Origin of the sequence: Spirosoma sp. SC4-14 (genome assembly GCF_037201965.1) — a bacterium.
Classification (GTDB): Bacteria; Bacteroidota; Bacteroidia; order Cytophagales; family Spirosomataceae; genus Spirosoma.
This window is the reverse complement of the sequence record NZ_CP147518.1, coordinates 5,883,240-5,909,187: the sequence shown is the minus strand read 5'-3', so window position 1 is coordinate 5,909,187 and position 25,948 is coordinate 5,883,240. Positions and strand designations below refer to the sequence as shown.

The following is a 25,948-nucleotide window of genomic DNA, read 5'->3' as shown; positions in this document are numbered from 1 at the left end:
CCGACTATGGAAACACTCCTTGCTTCCTCTATTTCGCGGATGGCTTCAGCGTCAGTGCCCGAAACAAATTTTGTTGAAACAGCCGCCGAAATTGGCCGGACGTTGTGCCGCGATGCCATCTGGCAGGGTTCGCGCTGTAATTTTCTGTCATCGACCAACGATCCGGCTTTTGAATATCCTAAACCGTACTTTAAATCGCTCGAAGCCGATTTTTACTCAGGAACGGCCGGAGTTGCCTTTTTTCTGTCCGCACTCTACCGGGCTACCGGCAATCGGTTGGTAAAAAAAACGGCTATCGGTGCCCTGCAAACGGCTTTAGCAACAGCTACGCTTATACCCGAACGGTCGGCGCTGGGGTTCTTTGCGGGGTGGACGGGCATTGTCTATGCAACCTTTCAGGCCGCCAAATGGCTCAACAGTGAGGAGCTTATGATGCAGGGACAGGGTTTGCTCGATAAAGTTATGTTGCCGGATTTACAACAAACCGGAATCGACGTAATTGATGGGGCAGCCGGAGCCATTCCTGCACTTGCCCGGCTTGAACAGCAACACACTCAGCCCGGTTTGCGGGCTATGATTGTAAAACTGGCCGATTTATTACTGGACAAAGCCGTATGGTCTGCCGAAGGTGTCTCGTGGCCGACGGTCGAAGGAGCCGATCATCCAAATCTTACTGGGTTTGCTCATGGCGTAGCCGGTATTGTCAATGCGTTGCTGGAAGCATTTACGTTAACAAAGGATATTCGTTACCGCGATATGGCTTTTCAGGGGTTGCGTTACGAAAATGCGTTTTTCGATCAAGAGCAACAAAACTGGCCCGACTTCCGTATGAAAAGCCAGCAGGTCACTTATTCACTTCGTCAGGAAGAAAAAGCGCCTGGCTGCTCTTGTGCCTGGTGTCATGGTGCCCCTGGCATAGCCCTCTCGCGCTTACGTGGCTACGAACTCACTCAACATCCAGCCTTACTGAATGAAGCGATAACAGCCGTTCGGACAACGGCAACCCAACTGACCTGGGAACAGCAGATGAACTTTTCGCTCTGTCATGGTCTGGCCGGGAACGCAGAAATTTTACTCGAAGCTGCCGATATTCTGAACGCTTCCGACTGGCATACACAGGCCGAAGCCGTGGGTAGGCTGGGGCAGGAGCGTTATCAGCAAACCGGTCTGTGGACCAATGGCTTGTATAATACATACCAGATTCCTGATTTTATGCTTGGGCTATCAGGAATCGGCTATTTCTACCTTCGGTTGAGCGATCCCGCTACCTATCGCTCGGTGTTGTTGCTGCGATGAGCAGGCAATGTTTTTTTGACAGGATGAACATGATTGATTTTTGAAAGAAACATCCTGTCAATCCTGTCAAAAAAATTACTGAGCACCGTCGGATTTTGCCGACGCTACCGCAGCCTGTCCGACGGCCGTACCCACCGCTGAGCCTGCATCGTTAGCAAATCGGAACGAAGTGCCACCATACAACCCCGACTGAACGGCTTCGGTAAGTTGTGGGTTCAGAATGGTATTTTCGTCGGGGAATAGATAGAGCAGCACCGATGTAGCTGCGGCTGCCAGGGTTGCCTGTTCGGGAATATAGACCGGCGTGTTCGGAATGGGCGTTGCTGTTTTGATGGTCGGGTCGAGCTGAGAGGGGCGCGGCACAAAATACGTGTACTTAGTAGCCCAACAGACCGTAGCGGCATCCTGAAGCGCCCGGTTCATGAGCGCATAGGTACGAGCGGCTCGCAGTTCGTTCTGCCGATATTGCTGAACGAAGTCTTCGGCAATCAGATTCCAGTGGCCAGCAATTGTGTAGGTTCCCACACCATCGTCCCATTTGGCTGCAATGCGCGACTGGTCGCGGGTGCGGCTATTGGCAATGGTACTTACTTCTTTTAGATCGGTCTGAAATTGGGCCGATGCGGTAGCAGGCGGGGCGGGGGCACTGGCGGTTAAGGAGAACCAGGTTTTTACATTACCAGCCAGAGGGCTTACCGGCGATCGGGCCGGAATGACCAAACTTGTCCATTTAACATCGTAGGGTGCCTGAGCCAGCAACGTCGTCCACGTATTGCCAGGGTCGCTGGCGTTGTTGAAACCATCGTTTTGCAGATAATTGAGCACCTTGCCCGTAACGGTTGCACCCAGGTTTTCGCCCGCAACAATATCGCTGGGTACGTTGGCCCCGTTCCAGATTCGGCTTTGCTTATGTTCCGTTGCTTTAGTTTTGAGCCAGGCTGTTTCGTTGGGAAAAAAATGCGCCAGCATCTGACACGACACTTCGGCAATAGCCGCATCTTCTGATGGATAGGAAGGAACGTTGGCAATGGGCAGGCGCGTAATGATGCCCTGATCGACCAGCGACGGACGGTTATACTGATATTTGGCATGCCAGGCCACAACCATAGCGTCGTACTGAGCCACGCTCATGGCGGCATAAAGGCGGGCCGCAAAGGGATCGCTGACCAGCGAATTGGTTGCATCGGCTGGATTAGCCGACTCAACATTGTATTTTGCAACCAGCTGGCGCGCAATCTGATTCCAGCGCTTCACCGCACCAACGGCCCAGTAGTTAATGGCCGTAATTTTTTCGGGTTCCAGGCTGGCTACGCCATTTTTTACCTGCGCTAACTCGCTCTTATAATCATCGGAAGTGATGGCCGATGGGGCCGGAACGTTAATGTCGGCCGTCGATTGGAGCACAATGGTTCGCCAGTTTCCTCCATTGGCATCCACCGTTGCCGGTTCGCTGAAGGGAAGTACGCCTTCGTCGATGAGCGGCTCTTTGCAGGCGGTTACCCAGAGGAGCGATACAGTTAAAAAAAGAATTGAAATGAGCTTGTTCATTGTTGAAAGGCTTTGGACACGAAGAGCACAAAGAAGGCTCGATGTGCGCGAAGAATTTCGTTTGTTTTTTATTCAATTATTTGGCAATTCGCCCAACAACTAATCCACCGGTTAGCTGGGTCGATTTGCCAATATTCCGACCGTCGATTGTGGCGCTATAACCTGCTGTTAGCCCGAGCTGGCCGACAAGTTTGAGGTATAAGGTTGCTCCAACCCGCGAAAAACCGACATTGTTGGTCGGAAACGGAATACCCGGTGCTATGTCGGTGCCTTTGGTATACGGCGTCTGTTGCTGATACCACACGTCGGCATAGAAAGGTCGGGTTGCAAAACCGGTCCGAACAATTAACTCTGTAACATCAGGGACGTTTACTTTTGAGCCTCCATTGGGGTTGGCCTGACTCGGATCGTAGTAGTTGACAACCCTATCGAGGGTGACCTGCCCACGCCGGATGTAGCCATACTGACCCGTCAGGAAAAAAGGCCCCGATGTGAAGTGTAGCATGGTGCGACCATCCCAGTTTCGGGAGCCATTTCCAATCGCAATCAGCTCGTCGTTGACATAATTCTGGAGCGGCATTGAATAACCCAGTGCAAACAACCACGAAAGGCGCGCTTTGCCAAGCTTATAGTCATAGGCCTCCCAGCGAAGAGCCGCCGAAATATCCTGAAAGCCTTCCTGTTTCTGGCGGTAGCCCGCGCTGGCTTCGGAGCGAATGTATGGGGCCGACACGATCAGATCGAGATCGTAGCCAAGTCCGAAACTACCATAAACCGTAAGGGCCTGCGTCGTAACGGTTCCCAGATTTGGGTCGTGCGTTTCGGTTTTGTTGATGTAGTAGCTATCGTAGGTAGCCTGTGAATACAATAGTTTCAGGTTTGCCTTTCGGTCACCACGCATGAAACCATCAATTAAACCCTGAGCGTGGGTCTGGCAGATAAGCCCCACGGTAAAAATGGCAATGAGTGTGCTTGGTAAAAGTCGCATAAAACGGCATTAGGCGGGTAAAGGTAGCCTTTCGGACGGACCGTTTCCATAATAATAGTGGATTCTGAACGACCGGTTCCCTCGTCATAACGTTCAAAAACTGGCTTGCTTGTTCAGAGGGAGGCATATTGGACTACTTTTAGAGCAAACGGTTCATTAAAATTAGATTCTCCTTTCACGAGCTGAGCTGTGTGCCCGGCAAACAAGTGTGGCAATTCCGGGTTCATAAGCAGTAAAGCCCTGTTTTCTTACAACCCATTATGATGATGATGAATCATCTATGCAATGGAGCCTGCTGAGGGAATGTTCTGAGTAGGTTCGTAGCCTATGAAAGCGACAATTTGCCTTATTAGTCTGGGAATGAGTCTGCTGGTTGGATGCCAGACAGAACCGGTTTTGTCTGGAACGCCACAGTGCATTAAAGACTGGATTACCCAAATCAAAAACGAATCTGTCTGGAGCCCGCCCGCCAGTATTTATCGGTATTCGTACCAGGGAAAAACCGTTTATTATATTCCCCAGCACTGCTGTGATATTCCGAGCATACTCATGGACGAAAACTGTACCATCATTTGTTCGCCCGATGGGGGCATTGATGGCGGTGGTGATGGAAAATGTGCCGACTTTTTTGCTGAACGAAAAAACGAAAAGCTAGTCTGGCAGGATACGAGGAAATAATCACCAATTGGCTGAAAACAATAGTCCCCGGCCACAGCGCGGTCGGGGACTATAATTAACCTATGATTAAGAAAGATCTGTATGACGTTAGAGGCCCGAGCCGTCGGCTCTGCCGCGCTCTATCGCATAGTTTGCTACTTTAGCTCCCGCTGAAAGCCCATTTGTGGCATCGAACCGGAAGTGAATTAATCCGTAAATGCGTGAGTTGGAGGCTTCTACCGCTTTCGTTGTGAATTCGTCGGCTCTATCGGGGAAAATATAACCCAGCACTGTAGCACCCGCCGACGAGAACATGGCATGGCCCGATGGATAGGAAGGGAAGTTTGGGAGTCCAATCGATGTTTTCAGTCCATATTGCTGAGGCCGGGGGTAGTAGTAGTAGTATTTAGCATCCCAGCAGGCGATTCCGGCATCCATAATAGCTGTTCCGACCAGCGCCAGCGTACGGGCCATCCGCACTTCGCTGTATTTAGCATCGTAGGCTGCGTTAGAAGCGATGCGGTGCCAGTGGCCAGGTGGGGTGTAACTACCTACACCATCGTTCCAGAAGTTAGCGATGCGGGCCTGATCGCGGGTTTGCTGCGAATTGATCGTTTGCAGTTCATCCATATCTGTATTGAACGCGTCGCTGTTCGGATCGGGTGGTGCTGCCGGACGGATTTTAACCATCGTTCCCTTATCGAAATTCCAGGTACGAACAGCCGCATAATTAGGTAGCATAGCAGGCCGTACAGGGAACTCCTGACTTTCCCAGATTTTGCTCAGCCCCCGTGCTTTTGCTTCCTGGATGTAGCTGGCCGTTACGGTCTGGTTGTTGGCGGCACTCATGCCATCGGTTTTAGCCAGCGCCATCACTTTGGCTGCCACCTGATTACCCAGATCGATTCCGGCTGCCAGATCACTCGCAACGTTCATGCCCGCCCACAGCCGACTATTCTGGTGCTCGGCCAGTTTGGCATCCAGCAACGGAACCTCACCCGGAAACATGGCTTTCAGAATCGTGTAGGATACGGCTGCCACAACGGCGTCTTCGGAAGGATAGGATGGTAACGAAGAACTGGGAAGGGCCACCCGAATACTGGCATCTACCTTGCCCGGAGCCGAGCGTTTAAATTTGTATTTGTAGTTCCAGGTAGCCACCAGTGCATCATATTGAGCGACGCTGAGGTAGGCCAGCGCCCGGGCTGCATAGGGCGGATTCGCAAACGGGAATTTGGGGTCGGCCAGGGGGTTGGCTGCGTCGGGACTTGGGTATTTGCCATCGGCAGTCGATGCGGGAGGCAGGTTATAGCGAGCAGCCATTTCGCGGGCAATTTCGTTCCAGCGATATACGGCCCCGGTTCCCCAGTAAACAACGGCTTGCTGTTGTTCGGTTGTCAGGCTGGCCGATTTGGTTTTGAGGTCGGCCAGTTCGGCCAGGTATGCTGTCGACGTGGTCGGCGAGGGGGTTGCTACCGTAACATCGGTAGGAGCGGTCAGTACATACGGTTTCCAGGTACCCGCTTTTTCATCGACACTGGCAGGTGTGTATCCTACCCGCAATGGTTCGCTAATAGTTTTATCGCAGGAAACAATAGCGACTGAGAAACCGGCCAATAGGCTGCAAATGAGCAGCAGATAAATAGACTTTTTCATGACGTTACAGGTTATTTTTTAAAATCGATCTGATACAATAAACCAAGCATATATGTGGTGCTTTGGCCAACATTTCGGCCATCGACAACATAGCCGATACGGGCATTAAGACCAATATTGCGGGGCTGCACTTTGCCATACCAGCCTACCGAACTCGCCTGCATATTGTTGCTGGGAAAGGGCATATCGTTCCGCCGAATGTCGTCGCCACTGAGTCCGGCCATGCGTTCGGCCCATACTTCGGTTTGCCAGCTACGACGTAAAATACCCAGTCGTACTCCGGCATCATAAGTATTCGGAACATTGACCTGATTGGTATTATAGATTCGATTGTCGGCCTGGTAGGCGTCGCGGTCAATTTTGATCTGGCTACGCCAGTTGTAGGAACCGTGCGCCGTCAGATAGATTCCCGTTTTAGGATGCTTGTAGCTTGCCAGAAGCCGACCCGTTACGGTGCGGGCCTGTAGGCCAATAGACATCGGCAGAAAATCGGGAACATAATTGCCAATGGGTACCGAACCGCCAATAATGGTATGAACGGAGAAACCGCCCTGTTCAAACGCTTTTACTTTTATCCATCCCGCAAGATCCTGAATACCTCTCTGCCCAAGCAGATTTCCGGCATTGGTGCTTGTCCAGATATACGGTAAGCTCAGAATAACATTAACCCGGTTGCTGATGCCAATAGCGGGCATGATCATGGCACTCTGCATGGTATAAGTGCCAATATTCAGGTTTTCGCGTTTTAGTGTACCTTCCCAATAGTGATCCCAGCTCGTATGACCGTAAATTCCGGCAATACATACTGAACCTTTAGGCATATAAATGGCATCCTGCGGCATTTGTGCTTTGGCCATAAAGGGCACCAGCATCAAGAGAGTGGCCAAATACTTTAGAGTTGTTTTCATGAAAAATAAAATAAATAAGTAAAATGGTTGTCGACTAGCCAATGACCCATTAGGTCAGCTTGCTGCCTTGGAAGGCAGCAAGCCCAACGAATTACAATCGAATTCCAACCGTCAGTACGGCGCTACGTCCGTCGGATGGCCAGACACCCGGCCCCGGATAGAATGTTGGGCGCTTTGTGAAATAGTGTTTGTTCAGTACATTGTTGATACTGCCACGCAGGGTAAACTGGCGATTTATGTGCCAGGTCCCGTTCAGATCGAGCAGGCTGTAGGCAGGTACGGGACCTACAGCCCCGTTGGCCGATGGCTTAATGGTATTGATGGCATCGGAAAATGTCTGGCTCACATAGCTGTACTGCAGCGTTAGGCTGGCTAATCCGTAGCGGGCGGTTAGCCCATTGCGGGTTGTCCAGCGCGGAGCCGATTCTACCTGATTGCCCTTCACTGACCGGTTCTCTGCACCAGCGGATACCTGCCCGTTCAGATAGCGGGCATTGTTGTAGGCGGTTGATGTAAAACCGCTAATCAGCACCTTTTCGGTACGAAGCAGTTGGGTTTCAATCAAGGCTTCGACGCCCGTACTCCGGCTGTCGCCGATGTTGGTCCGGAAGATGTAGTTGGCGCCATCGGTGTTCGTTTGTAAAAGTGTACCGAGTCGATTTCGGTAAAGCAAATCGAACACCGTAATGTTCACGTGCACATTCTGCCAGCGGCCTTCTATACCCATTTCGGCATTATACCCATGGGCATCTTTCAGGTTCTTGTCGATTTGTTCATACACCGACGACGGAATGATGTCTTTGAACACCACCGGCCGGTAGGCTTGTGCCCATCCACCATAGAGCTTAACCGCATCGTTTATTTTATACTCGGCATTGATGCCCAGCAGCGCGAAGTGGTGGCTAATATCGGTAGGTAGATTTCCCTGATCGTAGTACGAAATTGTTCCCCGCATTTCGGTTTTTCCACTTTCGACCCGAATACCCGGCGAAACCGTCAGGCGATTGGTTAGGTAAAAGTGGTTCTCGATAAACCCGGCGAAGTTTTTTGTCCGGTAATGCAAATCGCGTTTAAAGGGAGCCGTCAGTGTCAGGTTGAAATCGGTGCCAGTGGTGCCTGTGCCTTGTTGCTGACGATGCAGATCGGTACTCATCAACTGCACACCGGCCACAAACGCACCGCCAATTCCGCCAAGTTTGTACTGATGCAGGAGCCGGATTTCGGTGGTGTAGCTGTGAAAATGATCGACATCGACCTGACGGGCTTTGTATTGCGCCGTCAAATGGCTGATGGTATCTGGCACGGTGGCAAACGCATCGAACTGAACGCTGTTACGAGGTCCCAGCACGGCGGAGTTTGTCCACAATAACCGTGTTCGGTCCGATAGCTGCCAGTCTATTTTCAACGACGGAATATAAATGTCGGGGTTGAAATAGTTACGGCTGCGGGTAGACTGGCGCGGATTTTGGGCAAACATCGAATCGGTTAGTGGGCCGGGAATCTGATACGTGTATGTCGACCGGCCGAGTTCGGCCGTAAAGCCGAGCCGTTGGTTAGCCTGATATTGAATTCGTCCGAGCTGCGCCCGCGCATCAGAACGGCTATTATCTCGGTAACCATCCGAATGCCGTCGATAATAATACCCGTAGTAGGTCCATTTACCCACTCGCCCGCCAATGGCATTGTAGGTGCTCAACAGGCCATACGACCCCACCGAATTGATCGATTCGAAGCCAAACTGGCGGGTTGTGTCGGCTTGTTTGGTTACGTAGTTGAGCATTCCGCCAAATTGCGCACCGTATTGTAATGATCCCATGCCCCGCACAAACTCAATCCGCTCGATGCTTTCCATCGGTGGCGAATAGTGGCTGGCTGGGTAGCCATACATATCCGAATTGGTCAGCACCCCATTCTGCCGCAGGTTATTTTCCCACGAACGATGCGGGTCGAGGCCACGAGTCGAAATATTGATCTGATTGCCGGTGCCATCCATATCGTAGACAAATACCCCCGGTATGCGGGCAAACAATTGTCGGGGTGTTTTTTCGGCTACGTTGATGTCGATAGACGACAGCTTGATTACTTCGCTGCGTTTTCCGCCCATCAGATACGTTCCATTGACTTCGGGTAAGGCTTCCACAACGGTGGCTTTAATTCCCTTCACATTCACCTGTTTCAGCGTGTGCGTTGGCAGGGAATCGGGATGTTGCGTATGCCGGGAGGCCGGATCGCTGGTCGATTGGGCTGATGCACTAAACGAGATAGCAATTGAGAAGATATATAACGGTTTAATTAGACGATTTTTCTTCATGATCAGCTTTTAACGTTGACAATTAGGCTCCAATGGGCATAGATAAGCCTAAGACCCTGCAAGCCAAAAGAGCGTGTTGGAGCGGCAATTTGAGTACGACAGATCCAACAGTTGAGTATGGTCTGAGACTATACTCAACTGCTAATAGAAACCCCCTCTTTTGAGGCTTTCAGGATTGTGACTGGAGATAGCTTAAAACCAGCGCGATACATTGATCGACACCAGATAATCGGCAAAAGCCGCATCGCCGTGCTTCTGTCCGAGTGGATCAAGCCGGTCAGAATAGCTCTTGATCCGGTTGCGATACAGGGCCACTGGCACCGTAGCTGCTACGGATGTCTTATGACGCATGTAAGCCAGCCCTGGTTCAACCGATACAATGTAGCCAGGCCGACGGAAGCCCGAACTGCCACCAAAGGCATCGATGGCTGGGACTCCCTCAACCCGGCCACCCAGCATAACTGATAAACCCGGCATAAACCCCAGCGATTGACTCAGGCCAATACGGGCCGCAAACTGATCGGCCACCGAGAACGTGCCTGTTACCAGATCAATCGACGTAGCCAGTGGGTTGCGAACGACACCATTGGTTTCGCGAGGATTGAACAGATAGAAACCATTGGCATATAAGGCAAGCCCTGTGGCTAGTTGGGCATATCCCTGGAGTTCAACATTGATCCCTACACCACCATCGCCAAGCTGAATCGACTGATCGACCGGGAGTGTGACAGTGTAATCGTTGCCTTCTTTGTCCAGCTTATGAAACTGGTCGGTAGCCCGATAATTGCCGGTTGGCAGTTTTACGCCCAACCCAACGGCCAGATTGGCTTTAGGGAGTTTGGCAGGATTAACCACCCAATAACTACCCGAAATACGCAAATCGCCGATGCCCTGAGAGCCTGTGTGAAACCGCTTGTGATCGGGGTTTTGCGTTGCCGAGTTACCATAATGTTCGTAGAGCGACGAACGGTCGTAATACTGGATGGGTAGATTGACCGAGAACGAAAGCCGGGGATTGACCATGTAGGTCAGACCCAAATCGAGAGCATGTGATATATTGATTACCTGAGTGCCCTGCTCAACGCGCTGTTTCTGTTCTTGATCGCCCACAAAGTGTTTGTAGGAACGAAAAAAACGATAGCCAGCCGACACTTGCCAGTGACCACTCCGCTGCTTGAAAAAATCGGCGGAATTGGTTCCTACTGGGGCTGCGCAGCTCATGTGCCGCACCGCTACACAGCCCTGCGACTGGGCCGGTCTGATTGAAAATAAGGTATAGGCTATTGCCAGAATGATAGTATAAATCGTTTTCATGTGCATAAAAGCCCCCGATCGGCAGCGGCCGACCGTCCCAAAGGGGGTGTTTAGGAACCGGGTATTCATGCCATGGGGAAGGCACGAATGGTTCATCAATGAAATTTTGTCTGAGTTGAGATAAGTAAATCACATACCCAATACGCCGATAGCACAGCCGTGTCCAGAACCTATGCTAGCATACGTTTTGGATCGATCGCTTTGATTCGGTTCATGAATTGGGTAGCAAAAGCGCCGGAGAGAATGCTTCAATGGCTAGCCTTGTGTGCTGTATCTATGCTTAGTGGGACAGGCAGATCAAAGCCTTACTCCGGGAGGAAAGCATAGCAAAACAGGTGGCAACAGGCTACCAGAAAGAGCATGTACAGCGCAGGAAGATAATCTCAGACTTCTGGCGGGGGCGAATGCACAGGAAGGGCACGAGCAGCAATAACGAAGGTTGCATCCGGAATACGGATCGATTCGCGCCGGTGAGGAGATAAAAACTGAAAAGCAACTCGCGGATTGATGGAGTACTCTTTCAGCAGAAATTTAAGAAACTGATTCGCTTTCTGACTGGCACCCGTATCGCCCGTAATGTGCTTGTTCAGGAACGACAGCAGATCGCCTTGCCAGAACGAACGCTTTTCTGATTCAAGACCAGCTATGTGAAGCGTGTCGCCACTGATTTCCAGACTGACCACATCGTAATAATGGCCGCGGTAGGTAAAGCCATCACTAGTGGTTTTAGTCAGCGAACTTACATCGGGCTTATCTTTCAGCGGAATCTGAAACTCTACGATGCTATCTACCGATCGAAAAACCTGAAGCCGCTCCGAGAGGTCATGCTCGGCCTGCCACCAGGCACCAACAAACACCAGCACATAGGCTAGTGTGTGATACACGAGCAATACAAAGAGACCGATGGAGACAAATTTCTTCAAGCAGATCAGGTAAATTTATCCCAAAAATAATACTAAAAACCAAAAGTGGAATAGCCTAACGCCAGAATAACGTATTTATACTTATATTTTAATGTAAAGAAGTGGATAGGGGCAGCTTTCTGGCCGAAAAGCTGCCCCTATCTGAGCTAGTATTTAAACTTCTTGGGATCTAACCGGAAAAAGCGAACGGCATTGTTGAACATAATATCCCGCTTCTGATCGAACGATAGATAATCAGCATTTTCGATTACGCTGATGGAAGTTTCAAATAACTTTGGCCACATCATAAAATCAGTACCATATAATATCCGTTTGCCAAAACCAGCCTGCACCAGTCGTTTGAGGTACGCATGGATTTCGGCCTGAGGATAGCTCCAGATAAAACCCGCCAGATCGACGTATACGTAGGCATTGGCTCCCATCAGGGCAATCATCTCGTCGATCATTGGGTAGCCTGCATGCATTACCCAAATCTTCAGTTTCGGATGCCGGGCCAGCATATCTTCGAGCAGAAATGGTCGTCCCAGCGAGGCCCTATACTTGCCCTGGTTAATATTGGCCATTCCGTTGCCGCCCGTTCCCATGTGAATACCAACGGGAATATTCAATTTTTCGGCGGCTGCAAAGTATTCGTCCAGGCTCATATCGCTCGGTGAAAGCCCTCTGTACTGGGGAGCTACTTCGCCCATAACCTGATAAAAGCCCGACGATAGCGAGTCGGTAAATGCTTTAACACTCATTTCATCGGGCGAGCTGACGCCAATACCCGGAATTACCCGGTCGGGAGCCGCTTTTTTCCATCGGTGCAGAATCTGCGGATCGCCATAGGCTACAATGGTCATATTGAGCCGCTCCATCGTTTCCAGTACGGCTTTCTCCATCTCTGCATCCGATTTGGCTGGTTGTAGCGGATCGACACATTCAGTATTGAGGAAAGCCCGCATTTGCTGATTGGGGTCTCCACCTGGCATGTCTCTTAAAAACCAGGGACACATTTCAATGGCAAAACCCGGATTTACCTTCATCGCGTGTACGTGCACGTCGATGATAGGAAGCGGCCGTTTGGGTGGGGTGGTCTGGGCAAATGAAAAGCCCGCGACAAGTAGGCCCGCTATTGCCAGCGTAAAGGTTTTCATGAGATAATACGATTTGGGTACGTCGATATGTTAATAGCGATTCTCGCTATCAAAACTACACAAAGGTTTATTATGTAAAATATACATAAAGGGTTTTTTGTGAAATTTTACGGTTTGTTTAGCTTCATTATAGCCAGTTGGGCCTCTTTGTTTGTTTTGGTATACATTGTCGTGTTTTTTGTAGGTAAAAACCGGGGTGCATTATGGGTTAATAAACACAGAAAGCCAAAAGAAAAGCCGGGTGCGATTTGCCGGTGTTTCGTAGCCAGATTAACTTGTGAGCATGAAACAGATCATGTTAGGATGTGCGGCATTGATTTTTGCCGCTGGCTGGGCATTGGGCCAGGCGTCTGCAAGCCAAAAGCAGACGAACTTACCCCGAATTGCCATTGCTGGATTAGGGATCGAATCCAGTACGTTTTCGCCTGCCGTCACGCACGAAGAAGCTTTTCATGCCCGCTACAGTGCTGAGGTGTTCAATGCCTATCCGTTTATGATGCCCATATCGCCTTTGCGCAAAAAGGCCGCCTGGTTTCCAACAGTTGTGGGGAAGTCGTTGCCGGGCGGAGCCGTAACCCGTGAAGCCTACGAATCGCTGGTTCATAAGATGCTGGATTCGCTCAAAAAATATGCGCCCTACGATGGCCTGTATTTCGACATTCATGGGGCCATGAGTGTGAAGGGACTCGACGATCCGGAAGGTGATCTGATTACCCGAATTCGACAGGTAATTGGGTATAAGACGCTCATTTCTACCTCAATGGATTTGCACGGTAACGTATCCTGGCGACTGGCTCAGAACACTGATCTGATGACCTGTTACCGTATGGCTCCTCATGAAGATGCCATGCAGACTAAAGAGCGGGCTGTTGTGAATTTGCTCGAACGCATCAAAAGCGGTAAAGGGAAACCGGCCTATAAAGCGCTGATAACCGTGCCAATTCTGTTGCCGGGAGAGAAAACCAGTACCCGCATTGAACCTGGTAAGAGTTTGTATCAGCAGGTAGCACCACTAGCCGACAAGCAGGAAGGTATTGTTGATGCTGGTATCTGGATTGGGTATGCCTGGGCCGATGAACCACGCAATCATGCCGCCGTGATGGTTACCGGCGACGATAAGCAGAAAGTTACCCAGGTGGCCGAAAAACTGGCGCGCAGTTTCTGGGATGTTCGGTCGCAGTTCGATTTTGTGGCGCCGGTCGGTACGTTGGAGCAGTGTCTGGCCAAAGCGCTTGCCAGCCCAATACATCCGTTCTTTATCAGCGACACGGGCGATAACCCAACTGCGGGTGGTGCTGGCGATGTTACCTGGACACTGACGCAGATTCTGAATCGCCCGGAGTTTCAGCGGGCCGATGGCCCATCCTTAATTTATGCCTCGCTTCCTGATCCGGAATTAGTGAAAAAAGCTATTGCCGCTGGCGTTGGAGGTAAGGTAGAAGGAACCGCAGGAGCTAACGTCGATGCGCGTTTTGCACCACCGGTAAAGTTAAAAGGTACGGTTGAAGCTATCGTGAAAGGCGACAAAGATGCCGAGGTGGAAGTGGTCGTGAACGTGGGTAGCGTGCATATAATTGTCACCCAGAAACGGAAGCCCTATCACAAGGAAAATGATTTCACCCGCCTGAGTCTAAAGCCCCGCGAATCGGATATAGTGGTTGTGAAAATCGGCTATCTCGAACCCGAACTATATGCCATGCGAGCCGACTGGATTATGGCACTTACACCTGGCGGTGTCGATCAGGATTTGTTCCGGTTGCCGTATAAACGCATCGAGCGGCCCATGTTTCCGTTCGACAAAGACATGAAAACCCCGGATTTGTCGGCCAAATGGGTGCCGATGTCGGGCGAGGCTCGGTAAAATTGAGCGAGTAATAGTCATTAACTCAATTACTTAGGCCAACGTCTCAATTTGTTGTTGAAGCTCTTTAAACGTTCAGGGTTAGCCAGGACATTGAGTGATTTTGTCATGCCTCAGCACCACAAAAAGCTTCTCCGTTTTAACAGAATCTGGAACGTTTCAACAACTTCATTACCAACGATAGCCTATTTCCGAATTGCTGGAATGGATTTTTCGAACCGAATAAAGCGCTGATTCAAGTCGGCAAGCAGTGCTTTTTTGACCGATTCTTCTTCAATGAAACTATACGTAATGCTGTTGAATACGAACCGTTTGATGTCGGTATACGAAACCCATTTATATCGTTTGGCCAGCAGTACATACTGATCGGTCAGGTTGCTGCGGAGCACACCCGCATCGTCGGTACAAATCACGATAGGTACGCCAAAGTCGTTATACAGGCTGATGGGGTGCTTATCGTCTTTTATTTTCAGGATAAATTCGTTGCTAAATAAGTTGATTTCGACGGCAATTTTCTGCTGATGCATATAGCGCAACAAGTCATAGCAATTGGCTTCATAGGGGATATCGACACCGTGTCCGATTCGGTTGGCACCGGCCAGATGAACTGCTGAACTAATATGCCAGGTTAGTTCTTCCGGCTTTACGAGACCCAGAGCCAACTCGCCCGCGTGTAGCGAAATTTTTACGGACGGGTATTTGGTATGGCAAAAACGGAACATGACCATGTGCAGCCAGTAGTCACTCATAGCCACTTCATTGTCTTCGGGTGCAGCCAGATTCACGCCAACGACCAGTGGGCTATCGGTAGCCGATTCAAAGGCCGCAATCATGCTTTTAAATAGCTCAATGGGGTCAAGGGTGCGAATGACATAGCTTTGATAACGCATCGTAAAACGAGCGTCGTCGATGTTGAGGTCGTGATGCAACCGGGCGAGTTTCTCCCGATTATACGTAACCGCACACTCACGTATACCGTTTGCCTTAATGATCGTATATAGTGAGTCTAATAAGTTCAGGCAGGCAACTGTATCGTGGCTCGTCTGCTGGTTCCGTAATGTTTTTGCGAATGCTGTCAGTTCGCCCAATTCTGTTTCGCAGGGAACATTAACAAAAAGGGTTTCTATATAGCTGACATTTTCCTTGATGGCCCGATTCTTAATTTCCAGAAGCCCTTTGTCCAGGTCGGCCCGGCTCACAATACCGAAATTGGAAAAGGTTTCGAAGAACAGTTTGTCGGAGGGGTAATCGACATGGTTATAGTCTTTCACCGACCATTTTTGAAAGAGCTTTTGCCGATAGTCGGCTAACGTGCCTTCACGCCGAAGGGTCGAGAACGTAACCCAGTCGTCGCTGAGTTGTTTGTCCGACACCTTCAGGGTTTTACGGTTAATGAAATAATCATGCTCGATCGCGTAACTGATAAACGTTTCGGCATAGATAGACCCGCTGTAATGATGGTGCAGATCGCCACCTTTGGGCATCTGCGAGAAAAACGCCGTTAAAGCCGCATGGTTGTCCCGTATGGTTTCAAAATAGGCATTTACGGTTTGGGCATAGCTGCCGATGCTGCCGACAAGAACAAAAGCGGTTGTAACGATTCGTAGAATCATAAACTTGGTTGGAGTAGTCTGTATTGATGAACTCGGGAGGTAACCGGAAGCGTTCCCGCTATAGCACCAACTTCTGATGCCAAAATAAACGTTGTTCGGCAGAATACTAGCGGAATTCTAATCATGAATTGGAATAATGAACTGACAAATTTACTGTCGATTAAGTATCCAATTGTACAGGCTCCAATGCTTGGCGTGACAACGCCAGCTATGGTGGCTGCTGTTGCGAATCGGGGAGGATTGGGGTCGCTACCCGTAGGTGGGCTATCGCCACAACAGACATCAGATCTGATTCGTCAAACAAAAGGACTGACTAGCAAGCCGTTTGCCGTCAATCTGTTTGCTCATGATATACCATCCATCGACGTTGCCGAAGCCGAAGCCATGCAGGTGTATCTTAGTGATTTTTGTTATACGCATCAGTTGCCGTATGAGCCTGTTGATCTGAAAACGCTACGGTTCTATGCTTATCAGGAGCAGATTGAGGTCCTTATTCGGGAACAAATTCCGGTGGTTAGTTTCACATTTGGCATCATCGACGACGAATCGATGGCGCGGCTGAAAGCAGCAGGCAGTAGGCTGATTGCCAACGCTACCTCGGTTGCCGAAGCCCAATTTATGAGCGAAAAGAATATCGACGCCATAACCATTCAGGGCATTGAAGCGGGCGGGCATCGGGGATCATTTTTAGCTACCGATTCGCTGCCAATGGTTGGGCTGATGGCCTTACTACCGCAGGTAGCTAGTCAGGTACGGAAGCCATTGCTGGCCGCGGGTGGAATTTACAACGGCACGACGATAAAAGCCGCCATGATGCTGGGAGCTTCCGGGGTTCAGATCGGAACCGCTTTTATTGCAAGCCCTGAAAGTAAAGCCATTGCTGCTTATAAAGATCGAATCTTGAGAGCAACTGAGACCGATACAAGGCTTACCCGTTCATTTTCTGGACGATGGGCGCGCGGAATTATCAATACATTTATGGAATCGGTCGATCGCTCGGGGCTGGCTATTCCTGCCTATCCGATTCAGAACAGCATAACAACCCAATTACGGGCAGTTGCTCAAAGCCAGAATAACGCCGAATTCACGAATATGTGGGCAGGTCAGTCGGCTTCTACTACCAAAGCCAAACCAACGGGTGAGATCTTCGACGAACTGATTGCCGAAACAGAACGTCTCCAGATGGATTGATAGAATTGACTCGAACAACATCTTTCTGTTTGAGTCCGAAAGCAATGAGGCTGTTTAAACGTTCTGGAATAATCATCAAATGCGTTCCTTTTTACCGCCGAGAACGCAAAGATTATACGCAAAGCCCGCTAAGCAGAAGTGGTTCTCTGTGGTAAAAAGGCAAAAGTTTAAACAGGTTCAATTATAGTTTAGCCGGCCGGGATGGCAAATAAGACCAATTATGACTCGATTTGAGAAAGTTCAAATCGAGTCATAGAGAATGTTTTAGGGCAAATGCTTCCGCTTTTTCAACTGAGCATAAACCAGTTGGATAATCCCATCTTTCAGCCCCAGATCAGGAACAATAATTCTATTGGCACCGGCCCAGCGCATCACTGAAATATAAATGTCGGCGGCTGGTACAATTACATCGGCGCGGTCGGCATTCAGGCGCAACTTGTTGATGCGATCTTCCTGGTCGAAGCCCGCAATGTAATTACGGATGCGTTCTATTTCGGCGCGAGTGGTTTCTGTTTCGGATATTTTAGATGCCAGATTGAACAGTTTGCTAATATTACCACCCGTACCAACGGCAATTAGTTCTTCAGTCGAATCGATATTGTCTTCGACCCAATCTTCAATTTTTCGCCAGGCTCCTTTGGTTTCTTTGCCTTCCAGTAATCGCACCGATCCAATTTTAAACGATTTGGAATTAATCTTTTGCCGGTTTTTGTATAGATTCAACTCGGTGCTGCCCCCCCCCACGTCGATATGCAGAAATTGCTGGTCGTCGAGCGCCTGAACAACTACGTTATTGATCAGTTCGGCTTCTTTCTGGCCGTCGATAATATGAATTTTTATGCCGGTTTCAGCTTCAATCCGTTTGGCAACATCGTGGCCGTTTGAGGATTCGCGCATGGCCGATGTTGCACAGGCCATGTAGTCTTCTACTTCGTGCAGTTCCATCAATAACTTATAGACCTGCATCAGCTTGGCGGTTCGGGCCTCACTTTCGGGTGTGAGCTCACCAAAATTGAATACATCGTGACCCAGCCGGAGCGGAAATCGAACATATTCGACCCGTTTGAAACTCACGACATTATCATTATGGAGTACAGTAGAAATTTGCAGACGGGCTGCATTGGAACCTATATCGATGGCAGCTAGTTTCATGACAAAATAAGACAGATTGAAAGAGCAGCAGGTTAAATGAATGCGAGATTCATCCGTTTAGGAGTTGCGGTTTTAGGTCTTCACCTGTTTTCTCTTTCGTCCAAAAGTAACGTATTTTTGGCGACAATGGTTAGAATCTGTATCTTTGCCTGATTGCTTATCAAGAAAGACGGAGGGACTGGACCCTACGATGTCTTGGCAACCAGCCACTTAAGAAAAAGTGGAAATGGTGCCGCATTCCACCCCACTGGTTTGGGGACAGATAAGTTAGCATCACTGCTTCCTTCGCCTGTATCTGATAAGCCTCTCTTTTTGACGAATGAGTACTTACATAGACGGTAGTCTGGTTAGACTATATGCTGTAAATTTTATATCGCTTGACACTACTTACTGAGCTTCTACAAAAGCGGATTCTTGTTCTCGACGGTGCCATGGGAACAATGATTCAGCGCTATAACCTCACTGAGGCCGATTATCGGGGTGAGCGTTTTAAAGACTATACACACGATGTAAAAGGAAATAATGATTTGCTCTCGATTACGAAACCGCAGATCATTCAGGAAATTCATAAACAGTATCTGGAAGCAGGGGCCGATATTATCGAAACCAATACCTTCAGCGGCACTTCCATCGCCATGGCCGATTATCATATGGAAGCGCTGGCCTATGAACTGAACTACGAATCGGCCCGTATTGCGAAAGAGGTAGCGCAGCAAGTGACTAGCCGGGAGCCCGAAAAACCACGGTTTGTTGCCGGTGCTATGGGCCCAACTAACCGAACAGCCTCGCTCTCGCCGGATGTAAACAATCCGGGCTACCGCGCCGTAACGTTCGACGAACTGGTAGATGCCTATTATGAGCAGGTTAGCGGCCTGGTTGAGGGAGGAGCCGACCTGTTGCTGGTCGAAACCATTTTCGATACACTCAATGCCAAAGCAGCTTTGTTTGCCATTGACAGGTATTTTGTCGATAAAGGGAAAGAGCCACTACCCATCATGGTGTCGGGTACTATTACCGATGCGTCGGGCCGAACATTGTCGGGGCAAACTACCGAAGCCTTTTTGTATTCGGTATCGCACCTGCCGTTGTTAAGTGTTGGCCTGAACTGTGCGCTTGGTGCCGAACTGATGCGGCCCTATATTCAGACACTCGCCAAAGAAGCTCCATTTTTTACATCGGCTTATCCTAACGCAGGTTTGCCCAACGAATTTGGTGAGTATGACGAAACGCCCGAGAGTATGGCGGCTCAGGTCGAAGGCTTTATTCGCGATGGGTTCGTCAATATTGTTGGCGGCTGCTGTGGCTCCACGCCCGATCATATCCAGGCTATTGCGCAGGCTGCCGCAAAATACCGGCCCCGGCCATTACCTAAGCCCGACCCCTACCAGAAACTAAGTGGTCTGGAACCGCTGAAAATTACGGAACAAACCAACTTTCTGAACATTGGCGAGCGGACCAACGTAACTGGCTCGAAGAAGTTTGCCCGGCTCATTAAGGAAGGCAATTACGACGAGGCCCTGAGTATTGCCCGTGGCCAGGTTGAAGGAGGGGCGCAGGTTATCGACGTCAATATGGACGAAGGGATGCTCGATTCGGTCGAAGCCATGACTACCTTCCTCAACCTGATTGCGTCGGAACCCGATATTGCCCGCGTACCAATCATGATCGACTCATCGAAATGGGAGGTTATTGAAGCAGGGCTGAAGTGCGTACAGGGTAAAGCAATTGTTAACTCCATTTCGTTGAAAGAAGGAGAAGAAGCGTTTATTGAACGCGCCCGACTTATTAAACGATACGGAGCGGCTACGGTTGTGATGGCTTTCGATGAGAACGGCCAGGCCGATAGTTATGAGCGACGGATTGAGATTTGCGAACGGGCCTACCGGATTCTGGTCGACAAAGTTAACTTTGCTCCGCAGGATATTATTTTCGATCCGAATATTCTGACTGTGGCTACTGGTATTGACGAGCACAACAATTATGCGGTCGATTTCATTAACGCTACCCGCTGGATCAAAGAAAACCTGCCGCTGGCCAAAGTGAGTGGTGGTGTTTCGAATATATCGTTCAGCTTTCGGGGAAACGATGTGGTGCGCGAAGCGATGCACTCGGCCTTTTTGTACCATGCCATTCGGGCCGGACTCGATATGGGCATCGTGAATGCTGGTCAGTTGGAGGTGTATGACAACATTCCAAAAGATCTGCTGGAACGCTGTGAGGATGTATTACTTAACCGTCGCGACGATGCTACCGAACGATTGGTTGAGTTTGCCGAAACCGTTAAGGCAAAAGGCAAGGCGGTGGTTCAGGACGAAAGCTGGCGAAACGAGCCGGTTCGGGAGCGGCTAAAATATGCGCTCATCAAGGGAATTACTGATTATATCGATCAGGACGTTGAGGAAATCCGGCTTCAGGTCGAACGCCCACTGCACGTGATCGAAGGGCCGCTGATGGATGGCATGAACGTAGTTGGCGATCTGTTTGGCGAAGGAAAAATGTTTCTGCCGCAGGTTGTGAAATCGGCACGGGTCATGAAAAAAGCGGTTGCCTATCTCACCCCATTTATTGAAGCGGAGAAAGCCCCCAAACCCCCAAAGGGGGCTTATCATTACCAAACGGCCGATCCAATTCTTTATGGATTGCTGAAAGAGTTTGTATTAAACAATCGGAAATTGCCGACACAAGCAGAAGATATTCTGTGGAATGCCCTTAGTGGGAAAAAGTTGGAAGGATATAAATTCCGCAGACAGCATATTGTCGGCCCATATATTGCCGATTTCATATGTCTGGCTCAGAACCTTATTGTTGAAGTTGATGGATTGATTCATCAACTTCCCGATCATCAGGTTTCCGATGCAGAAAGAACCCAGTGGTTAAATAAGGAAGGATTTCGGGTAATTCGAGTTACAAATTATGAGGTTACCAACCAATTAGAGGCAATTCTCGACAGAATCCTGGGTGAGCTAAATGCTCCCTCTTTGGGGGCTGGGGGGCCAGCCGGGAAAATTCTGCTGGCTACGGTGAAGGGCGACGTTCACGATATTGGTAAAAATATCGTTGGGGTTGTGCTGGGCTGTAACAACTACGAAGTTATTGACCTGGGCGTGATGGTGCCAACCCAGAAAATTCTGGACGAAGCCCGTAAACACAATGTCGATATTATTGGGCTGAGCGGTTTGATTACGCCATCGCTCGACGAAATGGTGAGTGTAGCCAAAGAAATGGAGCGGCAGGGGTTCAAGCTACCGCTGCTGATCGGTGGTGCCACTACCTCCCGGACGCACACGGCTGTTAAGATCGATCCGCATTATTCGGGCCCCGTTATTCACGTGCTCGATGCGAGCCGGAGTGTGCCGGTAGCTGGTCGGCTAATAAGTGAACAACAGGCAACACGTCAGGAGATTTTCGAAAGCATTAAGACCGAATACGCCAAATTACGTGAAGACCACGCCCGTCGGCGTCAGGAAAAAGCCAGTCTGACTATCGAAAAAGCACGGAATAACCGTACGCCGATAGACTGGAGCAATTTTGAGCCTACCAAACCTGCTTTTCTGGGGAATCGCTATTTCGATGATTATTCCATTGCCGAACTGGTGAACTATATCGACTGGACCCCTTTCTTCCAAACCTGGCAGTTGCATGGTAAGTATCCGGCTATTTTTGAGGATGCTACTGTTGGTAAAGAAGCACGTCAGTTGTTCGACGATGCTAACCGGCTTTTAGGGGAAATCGTTGATAAAAAATTGTTGCAGGCAAAAGCCGTAGTTGGGTTTTATCCGGCTAATTCGGCCGACGATGATGTGATTCTGCACGAGTTTGAAGAGCAGATTCGGGATATTCCGTGCGAACGGCACGGATCGCACCGGCACATCGAATATAAGATTAGCCGTGCCCAGTCGCAGACGGTAGTAAGTCCGGCCGGAGAGTTGATTTATGATACCAAAACCGTACTTCACTTCCTGCGGCAACAGAACCAGAAAGCACCCGGACTGCCTAATTTTTGCCTTTCCGATTTCGTTGCTCCTCTGGAGAGTGGTCGGGAGGACTACATTGGCGGCTTTGCCGTAACGGCTGGTATTGGTATTGAGGCCTTGCTCGATAAATACGAACGCGAGCACGACGATTATAACAGCATTATGGTGAAAGCCCTTGCCGACCGGCTGGCCGAAGCATTTGCCGAACGGATGCATGAGCGGGTTCGGACGGAGTTTTGGCCCTATGCTACTGGTGAGAAATTCACAAACGACGAACTGATCAAAGAAACCTATCAGGGAATCCGTCCGGCACCGGGTTATCCGGCCTGTCCCGATCATACCGAAAAAGGAACCTTGTTTGACTTGCTCGATGCTAACAAGATCGGCATCGAGCTTACCGAAAGTTATGCGATGTATCCGGCTTCGTCGGTGAGCGGTTTTTACTTTTCGCACCCTGAGTCGAAGTATTTTGCTGTTGGTAAGATCAACAAAGATCAGGTGTTCGACTATGCGCTACGGAAAAATATGCCAGTTGAAGAAATTGAACGTTGGCTGGCGCCGGTGCTGAGCTATGATGCGTAATCGAGAATGCTTGCCCAACATTTAACAATCGGCCTGGAGAATTATTCCCCAGGCCGATTGCTTTCCAGGCTATTAGTTTGGCAATAGCACCGTATCGATTACGTGAATGACACCATTGGACTGGAAAACATCCGGGATTGTAACCGTTGCTACGTCACCTTTGGCGTCAGTCAATTCAATTTTTTTGCCTTTTTGCATCGCTGTCAACGTACCACCGGCAACCGTAGTGAGTGTTGCTTTTCCACCGCCATCTTTAATGGCTTTCATCAGGTCTTCGGCACTCATTTTACCCGATACAACGTGGTACGTTAAGATACCGGTCAGTGTAGCTTTGTTTTCGGGCTTTACCAGCGTTTCAACAGTACCTTTTGGGAGTTTGTCAAAGGCTTTGTTCGTAGGCGCAAATACTGTGAAGGGACCTGGGCCCGACAACGTTTCGACCAGCCCCGCAGCCTTGACGGCTGCCACAAGCGTAGTGTGATCTTTGGAGTTTACGGCATTCTCAATAATATTCTTTGATGGATACATAGGAGCTCCACCAACAGTTACCGTTTTCTCCTGAGCAAATGAACGTTGACCGATCATCAACAAAATAAGTAGCGAAAAAAAAAGTTTGAACGTTTTCATGTCGTAAGTTCAAATGAAATAAATGATTGAAATTGAATGGTTTGTGTGATCGATCAACACAAAAGAACTTACGCTGGCAGTGCTGAGTTTGGATTTACAGAAGCCGGAAATTTACTTAAGAAAAATGCTCCCTAAGGGTAAGTGTTTGATTGTCAAGCTAGATCTTTGCAAAAAAAATCGCCGGGCAAGTGCCCGGCGAAACGATCCTGTGGTTAGTTCCTTGGAGTGGATATGCGGATAAATCAGCCATACAAATTTGGTTCTTTTCTTACTTTTGAGGTATGGGAAATGAGCCCAAAAGCATACGGGAATTTTACGGTTTCTGATACGGGGATTTTCCCGTATTGTAAATTGCAGAGGGCTGATATACAGTAGATTAGCTTTGGTTTGCGAAGTGGTCAGGGGAAAATACCCTTTTTAATTGCAGCACTAGCGTGTAGTTTGGATCAATACTTACCCTCTTTTCATACCAGACTACTATGTTAGAATTTGTATTTAACAAAAACGACCTGAAAGAACTGGTCAACAATGATCCGGGTCCCGACAGCGGGAATGTTGTTGTTCAGTTGGTATTTGATCCGGGACAAAACAAAACATTTCCGGCACGTGTCATCGCTTTTTGTGAAGACATGGCTGGTCAGAAACTAACGGATGATGAAGTCAATGGTTGCCCAAGACCACCCGGTTGTGGGTAAGTGCCCGTTGCCAATACATATTAACGTCCCTGTTTCAGCCTGAAATGTGGTATATTTTCCGAAGATCAATCGATTATCTTGATACAGTCCCTCCTCTGCTGTTACTCGTCATCGCTTTTGTTATGACGAGTCGGTGGAAGAAGGACTTTATCATATATTACCTGTGGGTACAATTCATGTTTAATGGATACGCGAACCTGCTGAACGAACTGATGTTCGATAACCTGTTTGTTTATTCGCTAAATTTTTCGTGGTCCTACTTTGTCCTTTCACTCTACTTTGCAAAACTCTATTCGTCTACTACCCTGAGAGTAATTATCCTGTCTATTGTCATGATTTTTCAGATTTACTCGCTTAATCATGTGCAACCAGCTACCATTCAGGCTACCTTCGACAGTATATCATTTGGTTTGATAGGGCTATTAATTACCATATATGGGTTGCTTTATTATGCCAAACAACTAGGCAACCAGCCTAAAGAAAACATACTCTATGTTCCGGATTTCTGGTTTGTTAACGGTATCTTTACTTACTATGCCAGTAACTTTTTTATTTTCCTGACCTTTAATACCTTAATCAATCGGCATTATGCTGATATTAGCATAATCTGGAGAATTCATAATGTAGTTTTTCTGGTGATGTGTATTTACTTTTTCATCGGATTTCAATGCAGGAGCTCGCAGGGGAGGTTCAGATAGTCATTATTGCTACAGGATTTTTGCTTTTAGTAACGTTAGCGCCCATCTTATTTGTGTTGATGCACCAGCGGCAATATCATCGTTACTTAAGTGAGAAAGAAGAAATCAGGAACGAATATCAGCGGGAATTGCTCCAATCGCAGATCGAAATTCAGAATCAAACACTTCAGCAAGTTGGGCAGGATCTTCACGATAACATAGGGCAACTGCTTACAGTGGCACTTATGCGGCTGAATGCCCTGGAAGATGAAGTGGCCGGCAACGATGCGCAACGCTCTGTTAATCAGGTTCGTGAATTGGTCAAAACAATTATTGACGATGTTCGTACACTAGGAAAAACACTCGATCACGACACGGTTCGACGCTTTGGCCTGCTCTCCAGTTTAAAACTCGAACTCGATCGTATTCAGCGGATTGCCCGCATGCAAACATCCCTGACCATTCAGGGCGAACCTTATCCGTTAGGCGAAAAAATCGAAATTGTTCTGCTTCGAATGGCCCAGGAGCTGCTAAACAATGCGCTCAAACATGCCCGTGCTCATAAACTGGTTGTTGACGTGGATTATAGATCGGATGTATTTTGCCTGACGATTGCCGACGACGGCCAAGGGTTTGATTTAGAGAAAGTAATGGCCAGGTCAGTAGATGAGTCGGGAGCCGGTTTAACAAACCTGAACCGCCGAATTAGCTTGCTAAAGGGAACCTGTAGCATTTCTAGTCTGCCAGGTAAAGGTTCCCGAATCGAAATTAAATTAGCACGCTACCAAACGGAGGTATTCAACGAATAAATGGCCATATAAAAAAAACAAATAACTGGC

The 25,948-nt window shown here is 49.0% G+C and carries 19 protein-coding genes and 1 riboswitch; of the genes, 8 read left to right on the top strand and 11 right to left on the bottom strand.

Annotated features, from left to right (window positions below; translation table 11 throughout):
• Positions 1-6 precede the first annotated feature (6 nt).
• Positions 7-1,296, top strand: coding sequence for a lanthionine synthetase LanC family protein (locus WBJ53_RS24250; protein WP_338871002.1), 1,290 nt, complete (start codon positions 7-9; stop codon positions 1,294-1,296).
• Positions 1,297-1,371: 75 nt separating this feature from the next.
• On the opposite strand, the gene WBJ53_RS24245 is transcribed toward WBJ53_RS24250, so the two are convergent.
• A complete protein-coding gene (locus WBJ53_RS24245) occupies positions 1,372-2,844 on the bottom strand; it encodes a PA-phosphatase (protein ID WP_338871000.1) in 1,473 nt (490 codons plus the stop codon).
• A gap of 76 nt (positions 2,845-2,920) precedes the next feature.
• Positions 2,921-3,832, bottom strand: a complete 912-nt coding sequence (locus WBJ53_RS24240; RefSeq protein WP_338870998.1) for a hypothetical protein — start codon at positions 3,830-3,832, stop codon at positions 2,921-2,923.
• 327 nt (positions 3,833-4,159) lie between these two features.
• On the opposite strand from WBJ53_RS24240, the gene WBJ53_RS24235 reads away from it, so the two are divergent.
• A complete protein-coding gene (locus tag WBJ53_RS24235; RefSeq protein ID WP_338870996.1) occupies positions 4,160-4,510 on the top strand; it encodes a hypothetical protein in 351 nt (116 codons plus the stop codon).
• Positions 4,511-4,597: 87 nt separating this feature from the next.
• On the opposite strand, the gene WBJ53_RS24230 is transcribed toward WBJ53_RS24235, so the two are convergent.
• From WBJ53_RS24230 to WBJ53_RS24205, 6 genes are all read right to left on the bottom strand, one after another.
• Positions 4,598-6,145, bottom strand: a complete 1,548-nt coding sequence (locus tag WBJ53_RS24230) for a phosphatase PAP2 family protein (protein ID WP_338870994.1) — start codon at positions 6,143-6,145, stop codon at positions 4,598-4,600.
• 11 nt (positions 6,146-6,156) lie between these two features.
• Positions 6,157-7,053, bottom strand: a complete 897-nt coding sequence (locus tag WBJ53_RS24225; RefSeq protein WP_338870992.1) for a hypothetical protein — start codon at positions 7,051-7,053, stop codon at positions 6,157-6,159.
• A 91-nt stretch (positions 7,054-7,144) separates the two neighbouring features.
• Complete coding sequence (locus WBJ53_RS24220) at positions 7,145-9,364, bottom strand: TonB-dependent receptor (RefSeq protein WP_338870990.1); 2,220 nt, start codon at positions 9,362-9,364, stop codon at positions 7,145-7,147.
• A 192-nt stretch (positions 9,365-9,556) separates the two neighbouring features.
• Positions 9,557-10,678 carry a hypothetical protein gene (locus WBJ53_RS24215; RefSeq protein ID WP_338870988.1) on the bottom strand — a complete coding sequence of 374 codons (1,122 nt, stop codon included), beginning with the start codon at positions 10,676-10,678 and terminating at the stop codon, positions 9,557-9,559.
• Positions 10,679-11,061: 383 nt separating this feature from the next.
• The gene (locus WBJ53_RS24210) at positions 11,062-11,601 is read right to left on the bottom strand and encodes a hypothetical protein (RefSeq protein ID WP_338870986.1); all 540 of its coding nucleotides are present in this window, start codon (positions 11,599-11,601) and stop codon (positions 11,062-11,064) included.
• A gap of 146 nt (positions 11,602-11,747) precedes the next feature.
• Complete coding sequence (locus tag WBJ53_RS24205; RefSeq protein ID WP_338870984.1) at positions 11,748-12,737, bottom strand: amidohydrolase family protein; 990 nt, start codon at positions 12,735-12,737, stop codon at positions 11,748-11,750.
• Between the two features lie 283 nt (positions 12,738-13,020).
• Between WBJ53_RS24205 and WBJ53_RS24200 the strand changes: the two genes are divergently transcribed.
• On the top strand, positions 13,021-14,598 hold the full coding sequence (locus tag WBJ53_RS24200) for a M81 family metallopeptidase (RefSeq protein ID WP_338870982.1): 1,578 nt from the start codon (positions 13,021-13,023) through the stop codon (positions 14,596-14,598).
• A gap of 185 nt (positions 14,599-14,783) precedes the next feature.
• On the opposite strand, the gene WBJ53_RS24195 is transcribed toward WBJ53_RS24200, so the two are convergent.
• Complete coding sequence (locus tag WBJ53_RS24195) at positions 14,784-16,211, bottom strand: adenosine deaminase (protein WP_338870980.1); 1,428 nt, start codon at positions 16,209-16,211, stop codon at positions 14,784-14,786.
• A 123-nt stretch (positions 16,212-16,334) separates the two neighbouring features.
• Here WBJ53_RS24195 and WBJ53_RS24190 point away from each other — a divergent pair, with 123 nt between their 5' ends.
• A complete protein-coding gene (locus tag WBJ53_RS24190) occupies positions 16,335-17,402 on the top strand; it encodes a nitronate monooxygenase (protein ID WP_338870979.1) in 1,068 nt (355 codons plus the stop codon).
• Positions 17,403-17,666: 264 nt separating this feature from the next.
• Here WBJ53_RS24190 and WBJ53_RS24185 read toward each other — a convergent pair whose 3' ends face one another.
• Complete coding sequence (locus tag WBJ53_RS24185) at positions 17,667-18,554, bottom strand: phosphatase (protein WP_338870978.1); 888 nt, start codon at positions 18,552-18,554, stop codon at positions 17,667-17,669.
• A gap of 154 nt (positions 18,555-18,708) precedes the next feature.
• Positions 18,709-18,823, top strand: a riboswitch (SAM riboswitch).
• A gap of 108 nt (positions 18,824-18,931) precedes the next feature.
• Here WBJ53_RS24185 and metH point away from each other — a divergent pair.
• Positions 18,932-23,110 (top strand): methionine synthase, encoded by a 4,179-nt coding sequence (metH, locus tag WBJ53_RS24180; RefSeq protein ID WP_338870976.1) that lies wholly within the window; start codon positions 18,932-18,934, stop codon positions 23,108-23,110.
• A 72-nt stretch (positions 23,111-23,182) separates the two neighbouring features.
• On the opposite strand, the gene WBJ53_RS24175 is transcribed toward metH, so the two are convergent.
• Positions 23,183-23,737: a fasciclin domain-containing protein gene (locus WBJ53_RS24175; RefSeq protein WP_338870974.1), complete on the bottom strand. Its 555-nt coding sequence runs from the start codon at positions 23,735-23,737 to the stop codon at positions 23,183-23,185.
• Positions 23,738-24,216: 479 nt separating this feature from the next.
• Between WBJ53_RS24175 and WBJ53_RS24170 the strand changes: the two genes are divergently transcribed.
• The 3 genes from WBJ53_RS24170 to WBJ53_RS24160 all read left to right on the top strand — a co-directional run bounded on the left by WBJ53_RS24170 (position 24,217) and on the right by WBJ53_RS24160 (position 25,918).
• Entirely contained in the window at positions 24,217-24,432 is a 216-nt protein-coding gene (locus WBJ53_RS24170; RefSeq protein WP_338870972.1) for a hypothetical protein, read from the top strand.
• A gap of 176 nt (positions 24,433-24,608) precedes the next feature.
• Positions 24,609-25,130, top strand: a complete 522-nt coding sequence (locus WBJ53_RS24165) for a hypothetical protein (protein WP_338870970.1) — start codon at positions 24,609-24,611, stop codon at positions 25,128-25,130.
• Positions 25,100-25,918, top strand: a complete 819-nt coding sequence (locus tag WBJ53_RS24160) for a sensor histidine kinase (protein ID WP_338870968.1) — start codon at positions 25,100-25,102, stop codon at positions 25,916-25,918. Before WBJ53_RS24165 ends, WBJ53_RS24160 begins: the two co-directional genes overlap by 31 nt.
• The last annotated feature ends 30 nt before the right edge of the window (positions 25,919-25,948 follow it).

What these genes read in the sequence shown, in the direction of transcription:
- WBJ53_RS24215 (WP_338870988.1), bottom strand. Translation starts at nt 10,678, where the DNA reads ATGAAAACGATTTATACTATCATTCTGGCAATAGCCTATACCTTATTT.
- WBJ53_RS24200 (WP_338870982.1), top strand. Translation starts at nt 13,021, where the DNA reads ATGAAACAGATCATGTTAGGATGTGCGGCATTGATTTTTGCCGCTGGC.
- WBJ53_RS24195 (WP_338870980.1), bottom strand. Translation starts at nt 16,211, where the DNA reads ATGATTCTACGAATCGTTACAACCGCTTTTGTTCTTGTCGGCAGCATC.
- WBJ53_RS24175 (WP_338870974.1), bottom strand. Translation starts at nt 23,737, where the DNA reads ATGAAAACGTTCAAACTTTTTTTTTCGCTACTTATTTTGTTGATGATC.
- WBJ53_RS24250 (WP_338871002.1), top strand. Translation starts at nt 7, where the DNA reads ATGGAAACACTCCTTGCTTCCTCTATTTCGCGGATGGCTTCAGCGTCA.
- WBJ53_RS24230 (WP_338870994.1), bottom strand. Translation starts at nt 6,145, where the DNA reads ATGAAAAAGTCTATTTATCTGCTGCTCATTTGCAGCCTATTGGCCGGT.
- WBJ53_RS24235 (WP_338870996.1), top strand. Translation starts at nt 4,160, where the DNA reads ATGAAAGCGACAATTTGCCTTATTAGTCTGGGAATGAGTCTGCTGGTT.
- WBJ53_RS24240 (WP_338870998.1), bottom strand. Translation starts at nt 3,832, where the DNA reads ATGCGACTTTTACCAAGCACACTCATTGCCATTTTTACCGTGGGGCTT.
- WBJ53_RS24205 (WP_338870984.1), bottom strand. Translation starts at nt 12,737, where the DNA reads ATGAAAACCTTTACGCTGGCAATAGCGGGCCTACTTGTCGCGGGCTTT.
- WBJ53_RS24170 (WP_338870972.1), top strand. Translation starts at nt 24,217, where the DNA reads ATGTTAGAATTTGTATTTAACAAAAACGACCTGAAAGAACTGGTCAAC.
- WBJ53_RS24160 (WP_338870968.1), top strand. Translation starts at nt 25,100, where the DNA reads ATGCAGGAGCTCGCAGGGGAGGTTCAGATAGTCATTATTGCTACAGGA.
- WBJ53_RS24245 (WP_338871000.1), bottom strand. Translation starts at nt 2,844, where the DNA reads ATGAACAAGCTCATTTCAATTCTTTTTTTAACTGTATCGCTCCTCTGG.
- WBJ53_RS24225 (WP_338870992.1), bottom strand. Translation starts at nt 7,053, where the DNA reads ATGAAAACAACTCTAAAGTATTTGGCCACTCTCTTGATGCTGGTGCCC.
- WBJ53_RS24220 (WP_338870990.1), bottom strand. Translation starts at nt 9,364, where the DNA reads ATGAAGAAAAATCGTCTAATTAAACCGTTATATATCTTCTCAATTGCT.
- WBJ53_RS24190 (WP_338870979.1), top strand. Translation starts at nt 16,335, where the DNA reads ATGAATTGGAATAATGAACTGACAAATTTACTGTCGATTAAGTATCCA.
- WBJ53_RS24165 (WP_338870970.1), top strand. Translation starts at nt 24,609, where the DNA reads ATGTTTAATGGATACGCGAACCTGCTGAACGAACTGATGTTCGATAAC.
- WBJ53_RS24185 (WP_338870978.1), bottom strand. Translation starts at nt 18,554, where the DNA reads ATGAAACTAGCTGCCATCGATATAGGTTCCAATGCAGCCCGTCTGCAA.